The following is a 12,634-nucleotide window of genomic DNA, read 5'->3' as shown; positions in this document are numbered from 1 at the left end:
CGGTAACTGGCACTGTTGTTAGCCCCTTCAAGCAGGATCTGATCACCGGTAAGCGCACCATCATCATCGGTTAACTGGATTAAAACATCTACAGTACCACTTTTGGTAATTATCAGGTGCTCCTCGGTGATCCCGCTACCGAAGGAAAGGGTGTCAGTACCGCCATAATCTTTTATCGTGTCCTGGCCATCCCCCCGGTTAAAGACATAAGTTTCGTTTCCTAAATCCCCCAGCAAGGTATCATCCCCCAAGCCACCTTCGAAAATATTGGTATAACCTGCATAACTAGGGAGATATGTAGAGCCACTTAAACGCAGCACATCATTCCCTTCTCCGCCTTTGAGGATATTATTGCCACTTTTACCCGTCAAAGTGTCATTACCAGACAGGCCTAACAGAATATTATCTTCAGCAGTGCCAGTAATAGTATCGTCCTCATCAGTCCCCGCTAGGGTTTTCAGCTTTTCTTCAATATCGGTCCAGTTCATATTGCGGCCATCAGCGAACAGCAAGGTCTCAACACGGTAACTGGCACTGCCGTTCGCACCTTCAAGCAAAATTTGATCACCGGTTAGCACACCATCATCATTCATTAACTGGATCAGAATATCTGCTGTGCCACTCTTGGTGATTATCAGGTGCTCCTCAGTGATCCCGCTACCGAAGGAAAGAATGTCAGTACCGCCATAATCTTTTATCGTGTCCTGCCCATCCCCCCGGTTGAAGATATAAGTTTCATCGCCTAAATCCCCCTGCAAGGTATCATTCCCCAGCCCACCTTCGAGAATGTTCATGTAACCGGCATAACTAGGGAGATAGGTTACCCCATTCAAACGCAGGAGATCATCCCCCTCACCGCCGCGCAAGATATTATTACCGGCATAGCCTGTTAAGGTGTCATCACCTGCCAGGCCTAACAATATATTATCTTCCGTGGTGCCGTTAAGCATATCACTTCCGCTGGTTCCTTTTATGGCGATAGCTTCCTGATAAATCATCTCCCAGTCCATACGGCTCCCATCAAAAAACTCCAAAAGCTCTATGTGATGCGTGCTGTCAGTGAAAGCCCCTTCAATAAGAAGGTGATCACCCGAGGGCTGATCATCTTCACCCAGGAGCTGTATCAAAATATCATGATCGCCACTGCGACTAATACTCAGCTTATCCCGGCGGATCCCTTCACCAAAGACGATTATGTCAGCTCCCCCAAAGTCTTTAATCCTGTCCTGTCCATCTCCCTGGTTGAAGACATAGCGATCTATGCCGGTATTTCCTTGCAGGCTATCATTACCTAAGCCACCTGCCAGGGTATTGCTGTAATCGCTATAACTGGCATTTGCTGACTCATTAACCGTGAGTTTAAGCAAATCGTTCCCCTCACCACCGAGCAAGGTATTATTACCCGTACCACCGATCAAGATATCATTCCCCGCGCCACCATCGAGCAAGTCGTTGCCGCTTTCTGATGATAAGGTATCATTCCCTCCCAGGCCTAACAGAATATTGTCTTCAGAAGTCCCGTTAAGGATATCATCACCACTGGTCCCCCTGATGGCGATAGCCGCCTGGTAAACAGCCGCCCAATCCATACTGGTACCATCAAAAAACTCCAACAACTCAACATGGTGCGTGCTGTCAGTGAACGCCCCTTCAATAAGAAGGTGATCACCCGAAGGAAGGTCGCTTTCATCCAGAAGCTGTATCAAAATATCATGATCGCCACTACGAGTAATTTTCAGTTTATCCCCACTGATCCCCTCACCAAAGGCAATCGTGTCAACCCCACCAAAATCTTTTATGCTATCCTGACCATCTCCCGGATTAAAGATATAGCGATCTGTGCCGGTATTTCCTAGCAGGATATCATTGCCTACCCCGCCTGCCAGTATATTGCTGTAGTCGCTATAACTGGCGCTTGCTGACTCATTGACAGCCAGTTTGAGCAGGTCATCTCCCTTACCACCGAGTAACGTATTATTACCCGTACCGCCGATCAAAGTATCATTTCCCGCACCGCCATCCAGCAAATCATTCCCGCTTTCTGATAACAGTACATCATCTCCTGACAGGCCTAACAGAATATCGTCTTCAGAGGTCCCGTTAAGTATATCCTCCCCACCGGTGCCCCTGATGGCCATAGCCGCCCGATAAATAGCCTCCCAATCCATACTGGTACTATCGTCAAACAATAGGGATTCAATGCGATAACCGGCATTACTGGTAACACCTTCAAGCAGAACTTGATCCCCGGTAAGCACACCATCATCATCTATGAGCTGGATCAGAATATCTGCTGTGCCACTCTTGGTGATTATCAGGTGCTCCTCGGTGATCCCGGTACCGAAGGAAAGGGTATCGGTGCCACCATAATCTTTTATGGAATCCTGGCCATCCCCCCGGTTAAAGACATAAGTTTCATCACCTAAATCCCCCTGCAAGGTGTCATTCCCTAAGCCACCTTCGAAAATATTGGTATAACCGGCATAACTAGGGAGATATGTAGAGCCACTTAAACGCAGCACATCATTCCCTTCTCCGCCTTTGAGGATATTATTGCCACTTTTACCCGTCAAAGTGTCATTACCAGACAGGCCTAACAGAATATTATCTTCAGCAGTGCCAGTAATAGTATCGTCCTCATCAGTCCCCGCTAGGGTTTTCAGCTTTTCTTCAATGGCCGCCCAGTCCATACTGCTGCCGTCGGCAAATACCAGTGACTCAACACGGTAACTGGCACTGTTGTTAGCCCCTTCAAGGATGATCTGCTCTCCAGTGGGCACCCCATAATCATCCGTTAGCTCGATCAAAACATCAGCAGTGCCGCTCGCCGTAATTTTCAAATGTTCCTGGGTAATACCTGCACCGAAAGAAAGGGTATCTGTCCCGCCATAGTCTTTTATCGTGTCCTGACCATCTCCCCGGTTGAAGACATAGGTTTCATTACCTAAATCCCCCTGTAAGGTATCATTCCCTAGACCTCCTTCGAGGATATTGTTGTAACCGGCATAACTAGGGAGATACGTTGAACTATTTAAGCGCAGGATATCATTCCCTTCTCCACCGAGCAGGATATTATTACCGGCATAACCGGTTAAGGTATCATTCCCAGACAATCCTAGGAGAGTATTATTTTTTGCGGTGCCGCTCAGCGTATCATCACCGCCGGTACCTTCCACTCTGAGAAATTTTTGCTCGATGGCAGCCCAATTCATACTGGTACCATCGTCAAACATGAAGGACTCAATCCGATAACTGGTGCTACTGTTACTGTCTTCAAGCAATATCTGATCACCGGTTAACAGTCCGCTATCATCCATTAATTGGATCAAAATATCGGTTGTATTGCTCAGGGTAATTTTCAAATGCTCCTGCGTGATCCCTGCGCCAAATGAAAGAATGTCGAGGCCACCATGATCTTTTATGGTGTCCTGGCCATCTCCCTGGTTAAAAACATAACGATCTTTGCCCGTATTTCCTTGCAGGTTATCATTACCTAATCCACCTTCCAGAGTGTTGCTGTAACTGCTTAAACTGAAATCTTCAACCTCGCTGACAGTCATTTTGATCAGGTCATCACCATCACCGCCGACTAAGGTGTTATCGCCAGAGCCGCCAATTAAAGTATCCTTACCCGCCCCGCCATAGAGGTGATCATCACCGGCTTTCCCTTGTAATTCGTCGTCTCCTGCTTGACCGTAAATTTGATCATTGCCGCCAAGTGCATCAATCACATCTGCGCCGGACGTACCGTAGAGAAGATCATCCCCTTCGGTGATGGTAAGCGGTTCATTGTAATTGTTGAGTGCTGCTTCATGAACTTCGTCCGCCGTCATAGTACTACCATCGGCAAAGACTACAGTTTCAATACGATTGGCACTGTCAATAAAAGCATTGGTTAGGGTGACTTGATCACCACTGGGGCTGCCATCACTCTTCACCACAGCAATGATGATATTGCTATCTTCGCGGCTGATATATAGCATATCTCGGGTAATACCTACACCAAATACCAAAGTATCTATACCCGAGTTATCTTCAATGACATCTTGTCCGTATCCCAGGTTAAATAGGTAACTGTCGTTGCCCTGGCCACCGATTAAAGTATCGTTACCGATATTTCCATCCAAGCTATCATTTCCTTCCCCACCAGTTAGCGTATCATCACCTTCGCCGGCATCAATAACATCATGCCCTTTTAAACCATAAATCTCATCGGCAAAATCCGATCCCTTTAAAGTATCATCCACTTCACTACCGGTAAGGATAAGTGCTGCTGCATGAACTTGCTCTGCAGTCATCGTACTGCCATCGTGAAAGACGAGAGTTTCTATATGGTTGGTAATATGAGTAAATGCATTAACTAAGGTGATCTGATCACCGCTAAGAGTACCGTCTCCGGCTATCAGTGCAATGATAATATCATCACCATCATGACTGATATTTAGGTCGTCCTGGCTAATACCAACACCAAAACGCAGTGTATCAATGCCCTCAGAATCCTCTATGACATAATTGCCATCCGATAAATTATAGAGGTAAGCAGTATGCGGACCCGGTTGCTGAGCCAGTAAGGCATCGATGTCCGCCGTTAACCAACTGCTTCCATCAGCAAAACGGATTTCACTGAGTTTATATTGCTCATCATCAAACCATTTGGTTATAGTGATACTATCATCACCCATAATCAGTGTTAAATCTGCGTTATTGCTTACTAACTGGATATCGGTTTTATTGATGCCTGCGCCTAATTCCAGACTATTGACGCCATCGTGATCATCTATGATGTCTTGTCCATCCCCCACTGCAAAGTGGTAAACATCATCTCCCGCTTCACCTTTTAGGATATCACTATCTTTGCCACCAAAGAGTTGATCATTACCCTCTCCCCCAAAGAGCTGATCACTACCATCTCCACCAGAGAGCTGATCATTGCCACTGCCTGCAGAGAGAAGATCATTACCTTCGTCACCCAAGAGCTGATCGTTATCATCACCACCAAAAAGCTTATCGTTCCCTAAACCGCCACTTAAAATATCGTTTCCTACATCTCCATATAGATAATCATCTCCGGCGCTGCCTAATAACTGATCATCGCCTTCTTTACCATAGATAACATCGTTTCCTCCGTTACCATTAATCATATCAGCATCGGAGGTTCCGTGTATTTGATCACTGCTTTCAGTTATCATTTGGCTAGCCAAATTAAGCTGATCAAATTGCGTGGGCCCAATATCTAAAGTGCTACCGTCACTAAAAACAATGGCATCTATATAATGTTGTGAAAGTCCCTCCTGATCGAAATGTGACATTATCTGTAGTTTATCAAGCGTGCCAATAATGCCAATTATCAGGTTATTCCCTTCTCGTTTGAAAGAAAGATCATCAAGAGTAACCCCTTCCTGCAAGCGAATCACGTCATATCGGCCAGGGCCTGTATCATGATTATAAATATTATCAAAACCATAGCCTCTACCGAAACGGTACTCATCATTACCGCTACCACCTATCAGCGTATCATAGCCTTTACCGCCATCAAGTATGTCATTCCCCCCCTTGCCATCAAGCCAATCATTCCCTTCCTGAGCAAACATCAAGTTATTACTATTATTGCCGTTAATATTATCATCACCTGAAGTCGACTCTATTGTCGAATTGACAATATGAGTGATGGTTTCCGATGAGTAAACAGATATATCCTCCGTTTGCACAAATTGATCAATGGCATTATTTAAACGATCGACAGTTGAAGTATCATAAACGTTGACCCCATGTAAACTTTGAAAGATATCCATGATCATATCTTGTGCACTGGTGGGGTTTTGCTCTGCAACATCAAACATCATAGATATTAGCTGGCTGTAATCTGCCAGCCAAAAGCCTGTTTCAACCGACTGCGTCCAACTAATTTCGGTGAAGAATGGTTGCAAATAACTACGGGAGGCCAACTGGAAAAAAACTGTATCGAACAAGTCATCAAAAGCTTGGTTATAGTCATCAATCATTTCAATGCGTGTAGAATTAGGGAAGTGATCATTATGAAAGACTTCTAATACGCCTATTTTACGGAGATCCATAAGCGGATCATGTGGATGTTCTATATATTCATCTTCTTGCCCCGCCCAGGCAAAGATAATAGCTTCCGTTAACTCTTGTCTTTCCTGACGCGATGAGGCATTAACAAACTGCTCAACAAGTTGTTTCAACTTACCAGAGCTATCGCGGACCATCGCCTGCTGCAATGAATAAGCCTGGCCAAAACCTCTAACATTAGGTAATACTGCAATATCAAGCGGAATATCTATATTTTCATATTCGATATCGGTTTCATCACGGAGAAACCATACATCGGCCATAACCATGACCTGCCCCGTACTATCAGTATAACTGCCCACTTGTCGGTGCTGATTACCAAATTCATCAGTATAACTCTGATAGGGATAATCCAGAGAGAGGAAGTCAACACCAAGCTCTGTGAGACTAAATAACTCCCCCTCATCGCTTACCCCATTCTGGTTTAAATCCCGAAATATCTTTAAGTCAGCAAAACCTGGGTCTAATATATCAACCCACTCATCGCCATTACTATCTAGTTCAGCCAGGGCTTCAAAACCGTGACTTGCTAAACTCCCATCAGTAAGCTGAGTATAATTACCAAATAATTCACTGCCGTTATTAACAAGACCGTCACCATTGCGATCTAAAGTTAACAGGCCATCGTCCGGGCCAACAAAACCGGTTAACTCTCTGAACCCATCGCCATCAAGATCAAAATGAATATTCGCCGTGAACCCCGTAGTTTCGATACCATCGCCGTCCAGATCAAGCACCAGAGGACTACCAGTGGATAAGCGAGGTTTTATTGGCTTCGGTGGGTCAGGTAACTCCTTAATCTCGATATTTAAGGTTGAAGTATTTTCATCCCCTAAGCTATTTTGTACGGTGTAAGACACCTCTGGGACATCACCATAAAATGCTTCCACCGGGATAAAATTCATCTGCCCGTTAGCGAACACATATAGGGTGCCAACATTGGGTATCTCAATAGCATGACTTGATTGAGCCTCATTGTCTGAATTCAAGGGAGCACCAGTTAAGAGGCTAGTACTTTGTCCCCCAAAAGCATGAATTTCATCACTGGCAGCTGATGCTAGTTCATTTGGATCAGCCATGGAGGGAAATTGATAAGTACGTCCGGCAACGAGGATAGACTTCAAGGTCACCGGACCAACCTTGTTGGTATGATTGGCAAGTAAGTTCCCACTGACTGCAGCCCCTTCTACGCCGCTTAATTCTTCATCACTGTCTTCAAATTCAGCTGAAAACTCTATACCTAAATCGCCTTTTTGAAATCCTTCAACGGTGAAACTGCCCTCGGGTGTCGCCCCGCTAACCGTTAAAATACTGCCTTCCAGTTTCAGGACAACATTACCACCTTTCTGCTGATATTCAGTTTCACTGATGGCATTGTAAGTACCACTTAAATCCTTATTATTGGCTATGATTTTCCCCGAGCCATCACTGTCCCAGATGATATCGCCGCCGGTTTCAACATAATAAGTATCGAATCCCTCCCCGCCTGCGAGCTGGTTTGCCCCGCCGTTGCCGTACAAGCTGTCGTTGCCTTCGCCGCCATAGAGCTTGTCGTCGCCGGCATCCCCGTAAAGTGTGTCGCCGCCGCTGCCGCCTTCAAGGGTATCGTTGTCTTCGCCGCCGCGAAGCTCATCAGCGCCTTCGCCGCCGTATAGTTCATCGTCGCCGCTGCCGCCGTCAAGCTTGTCGCTGCCGTCGTTGCCGACCAGAGTATCATGCCCGGCGCCCCCGGTTAGCGTATCGGCACTGTTATGGCCGACAAGCACATCGTCCCCCAGGCCGCCGCTGAGACTGTTGCTTTTGTTCTCCACCGCCACCAGCAGGTCGTTGCCGTCCCCAGCCGTGCCTTTGACCGAAGAGGCGATATCGCCGTTGCCGTCGGTAATGCCCAGCATCACCTGCCCGTTGATCGAATGAGCGAACTGGGTCAGATCTATGCTGCCGTCTGCCGGGCTGAAGCGTTCGAGGATATAACCGGCAATCGGTTTGAAGAGTTCGCCGACACCGGCAATATCGATATTATTGGCATTGACAAAGCTGGCATAATCGCTTCTTGCATTGGCCACCTGGCTGCCGTACTGGTTTTCGACACTTTGGATTTTTGCCAGGTGGCCGATAAAGCCATCCACGGCATTTTCGGCTTCGTTGACGGTCGGGTTGGCGCTGTTGAAAAGCCCGAACAGGCTTGATTCGAAAAAGCGCCTTTTGGCGATACCGGCGCTGTTGTCGCCGTTGGACTCGTAGCGGATCTGGTACCAGGCTTCGAAGCGGTCGCCGTTTTTCAGGGCGTTTTTTAAGCCATCCTGTATCAGGGCATTACCGTTGTTGTATTCCAGTGAGATCAGCGCCAGGCGCTCCAGGGAGTAATTGCCGCCATTGCCGGATAAGCCTGTGATCCCCTCGCTTACCAGGCGGTTATTCAATGCCGGTTCAAAGACATCGTCGGCCAGCGCATCAAAAATCGTTCTGACGGTTTGTGCATCGGGAATTTTAAATTCGCCTTCACCGTTAAGCTCAAGCCACTTGGCATCGAGTGCTGCCTGTATTTCTGCCTGGGTTTGGCCTCTGGCTTCATTGATCACCGGCAGCAGTTCAGCAATTAGAATATCCCTTTCGTTTTGTGTTTCTATTGAAAAACCAAGTTCAAGTACCTTATTCAAGACTCCCATTTCATGCAGATTAAAACCTACACCGGTAGTGACCAACCCGTCACTATCCGGGTATAGATCGAGATTTTCATGGCCGCCTTCTTCGACCAGTTTAATGAGTTCATAGCGCAGACTTTCATATTGTTCCTGGGTTAATGCTGTAGTCGTTATTGTCACGTTGTTTATTCCTTTAAATAATACTTAAAATGAGATCTCACAAACTTCCGGGGTCACGCTGATGCCAGTTACATCCCCGCGTTTTCTCTTTATAGGTTCATTTACTGCTAATATATCGCCAGGCCATTGTTTTAATGTAAATGTCCGTCCCTGGTATAAAAATAACTCACCACTTATTGTGGTTACTCTTTGTTTATCGAACCAATCAACCGCAATATTGTCCCAGCGATTAATGGGGAGATTCGAAAAAACTCGATACGCTAATTTAGGTGAATAGATCGATTTCATTTGTACCTTGTCGGCCTTACCGTCATTATTCAGATCAATTTTTGTGGTAAAAAACTGCATATCTTTAAAGCGCTGTTCATACCTGTTTAGGGATTTAAGCCAGCCGCCATAACCATGTAAGCCTTTACGGCCATAGGCTGCTAACTGCATATCGATGCGCAGGCCTTTTTTCGGCTCAAGTGGGGTATAGGTAGGAGTAGAAAACAGCTCGCTTTTTGCTGAAAAAGCCGTTTGTGCCAACTCGCTGCGCAAAGCATAGTTTTGCTTTAAATAAGCGAGCAAATCGTTACACAGGGAATATTGTTTGCCTTTTTTCAGGACAAAGTTAACCGGCGGTTCGCTTGTAGTCTCTTCCGGCAACTTTAAGGAATTTGTCTGCTCTGGGCTGGTTTCCTGGCCGGAAGCCGGTTCTTGCTCAAGTGCTTCTTTTTGCGCCGGGTTTGTATTTCCCCCACCAGCAACTACCAAGTGCGGGAGCAGCAGCAAGGCCGCTAACAGACCATGGCTCTTTTGCGTTATAAGTCGTTTCATTTTAATGGTTTCCTTTACGCGGCGATAAATATCGGGGCTTTATGTTCTGTATTTCCTTTCAACCTTTGTTGTGCGCAGTTGCCTGAAAAACTGTTGCTTTTGTTCTCCACCGCCACCAGCAGGTCGTTGCCGTCCCCGGCCGTGCCTTTGACCGAAGAGGCGATATCGCCGTTGCCGTCGGTAATGCCCAGCATCACCTGGCCGTTGATCGAATGAGCGAACTGGGTCAGATCTATGCTGCCGTCTGCCGGGCTGAAGCGTTCGAGGATATAACCGGCAATCGGTTTGAAGAGTTCGCCGACACCGGCAATATTGATATTGTTGGCATTGACAAAGCTGGCATAATCGCTTCTTGCATTGGCCACCTGGCTGCCGTACTGGTTTTCGACACTTTGGATTTTTGCCAGGTGGCCGATAAAACCATCCACGGCATTTTCCGCTTCGCTGACGGTCGGGTTGGCGCTGTTGAAAAGCCCGAACAGGCTTGATTCGAAAAAGCGCCTTTTGGCGATACCGGCGCTGTTGTCGCCGTTGGACTCGTAGCGGATCTGATACCAGGCCTCGAAGCGGTCGCCGTTTTTCAGGGCGTTTTTTAAGCCATCCTGTATCAGGGCGTTACCGTTGTTGTATTCCAGTGAGATCAGCGCCAGGCGCTCCAGGGAATAATTGCCGCCATTGCCGGATAAGCCTGTGATCCCCTCGCTTACCAGGCGGTTATTCAATGCCGGTTCAAAGACATCGTCGGCCAGCGCATCAAAAATCGTTCTGACGGTTTGTGCATCGGGAATTTTAAATTCGCCTTCACCGTTAAGCTCAAGCCACTTGGCATCGAGTGCTGCCTGTATTTCTGCCTGGGTTTGGCCTCTGGCTTCGTTTATAACAGGCAACAGCTCAATAATATAATCAGCTCTAATATTTTCATCTTCAATCTCAAGGCCAAGTTCAAGTACCTTGTTCAGTACTATTGATTCGTGCAAATTAAAACCCACACCGGTAGTAACCAGTCCGTTGCTATCCGGATATAAATCAAGGTTCTCATGGCCGCCTTCTTCCACCAGCTTAATAAGTTCATAGCGCAGGTTGTTATATTGTTCCTGGGTTAATGCTGTAGTGGTTATTGTCACGTTGTTTATTCCTTCAATTAATACTTAGAGTAATATTTCACAAACTTCCGGGGTTACGCTGATACCAATGACATCCCCACGCTTTCTTTTTATCGGCTCATTAACAGCCAATGACCAAGGCCATTGTTTTAATGTAAATGTCCGTCCCTGGTACAAGAACAGCTCACCCCCTATGGTGCTTACCCTCTGTTGATCGAACCAATCAACCGCAATATTGTCCCAGCGATTTAAAGGAAAATTCGAAAACACCTGATACTTACCTTTAAGAGAATAAAGTGCTCTCATTTGCACTTTGTCTGCCTTGCCATCATTATTCAGATCAATTTTTGTGGTAAAAAACTGCATGTCTTTAAAGCGCTGTTCATATCTTTCCAGAGATTTCAGCCACCCATGAGCACCATACAAGCCTTTACGGCCATAGGCTGCTAGCTGCATATCGATGCGCAGGCCTTTTTTAGGCTCCAGCGGGGTATAGCTAGGGGTAGAAAACAGCTCACTTTTCGCTGAAAAAGCCGTTTGTGCAAACTCGCTGCGCAAAGCATAGTTTTGCTTTAAATAAGCGAGCAAATCGTTACACAGGGAATATTGTTTGCCTTTTTTCAGGACAAAGTTAACCGGCGGTTCGCTTGTAGTCTCTTCCGGCAACTTTAAGGAATTTGTCTGCTCTGGGCTGGTTTCCTGGCCGGAAGCCGGTTCTTGCTCAAGTGCTTCTTTTTGCGCCGGGTTTGTATTTCCCCCACCAGCAACTACCAAGTGCGGGAGCAGCAGCAAGGCCGCTAACAGACCATGGCTCTTTTGCGTTATAAGTCGTTTCATTTTAATGGTTTCCTTTACGCGGCGATAAATATCGGGGCTTTATGTTCTGTATTTCCTTTCAACCTTTGTTGTGCGCAGTTGCCTGAAAAACTGTTGCTTTTGTTCTCCACCGCCACCAGCAGGTCGTTGCCGTCCCCGGCCGAGCCTTTGACCGAAGAGGCGATATCGCCGTTGCCGTCGGTAATGCCCAGCATCACCTGGCCGTTGATCGAATGGGCGAACTGGGTCAGATCTATGCTGCCGTCTGCCGGGCTGAAGCGTTCGAGGATATAACCGGCAATCGGTTTGAAGAGTTCACCGACGGTAGCAACATCCAGCCCTGAAAATGCCGATGATGAAGCCAAATTATTGTTGGCTTCATCAACCATGTGCCCATAGCTGTTTTCATATTTTTGAATATCTGCCAAATGATTAATAAAGCTGTCAACCGCTTGTTGTGCTTCGGTAGTTGGTACGGGATCATTGGTATCCAACACCAACTCCTGCGCCTCCAGCTGTTCTTGCATACGTTGTTCGACACGCTCAAGGTTTTTTTTCCAGCTATTAAAACCTGTTAGTCTGATTTTACTATGAGCTACACTTTGTAATGCTAATTGGATATAGCGTTCCTTCGTCGATGGGGTTGATTTGGGTTTATTGAACTTACCAGCCTTAAAGGTAAACAACTCCCTGGGATTGGTATCATAATGGTCTCGGTGGTTATTGATGTATGCCGCAACATCATTGCATAGCTCAAACCGGGTGCCTTTTTTGACTTCAAATGGAATTCGTTCACCTGCAATATCAACATATGCCTGACCTATGGTAGGTAATAATACCCCTAGCAACCCCAGGGCCTTTAGCCAGGGAAAAACCTTTATCATATTATTTTCCTTGATTTTTGATGATTTTATTTTCAGTTCACATTCTATATAGATTTAAAGTTATCTTTATGATTAAAAATAAAAAAACATTTCATTT

Annotated in this window: 5 protein-coding genes; all 5 read right to left on the bottom strand. The window is 46.3% G+C overall.

The window, feature by feature from the left end; genetic code table 11:
- Positions 1–8,915: calcium-binding protein (locus tag QL234_RS31445; protein ID WP_281561683.1), on the bottom strand; the 8,915-nt coding region annotated here is incomplete at its 3' end.
- A 24-nt stretch (positions 8,916–8,939) separates the two neighbouring features.
- Complete coding sequence (locus tag QL234_RS31440) at positions 8,940–9,734, bottom strand: hypothetical protein (protein ID WP_281561682.1); 795 nt, start codon at positions 9,732–9,734, stop codon at positions 8,940–8,942.
- Between the two features lie 14 nt (positions 9,735–9,748).
- Entirely contained in the window at positions 9,749–10,858 is a 1,110-nt protein-coding gene (locus tag QL234_RS31435; protein ID WP_281561681.1) for a hypothetical protein, read from the bottom strand.
- A gap of 24 nt (positions 10,859–10,882) precedes the next feature.
- Positions 10,883–11,674 (bottom strand): hypothetical protein, encoded by a 792-nt coding sequence (locus QL234_RS31430; RefSeq protein ID WP_281561680.1) that lies wholly within the window; start codon positions 11,672–11,674, stop codon positions 10,883–10,885.
- A 14-nt stretch (positions 11,675–11,688) separates the two neighbouring features.
- Positions 11,689–12,537, bottom strand: coding sequence for a hypothetical protein (locus QL234_RS31425; protein ID WP_281561679.1), 849 nt, complete (start codon positions 12,535–12,537; stop codon positions 11,689–11,691).
- Positions 12,538–12,634: the final 97 nt, after the last annotated feature.

It is taken from the genome of Thalassomonas sp. RHCl1, assembly GCF_947387555.1.
Classification (GTDB): Bacteria; Pseudomonadota; Gammaproteobacteria; order Enterobacterales; family Alteromonadaceae; genus Thalassomonas.
This window is presented reverse-complemented; position numbering and strand designations above follow the sequence as displayed.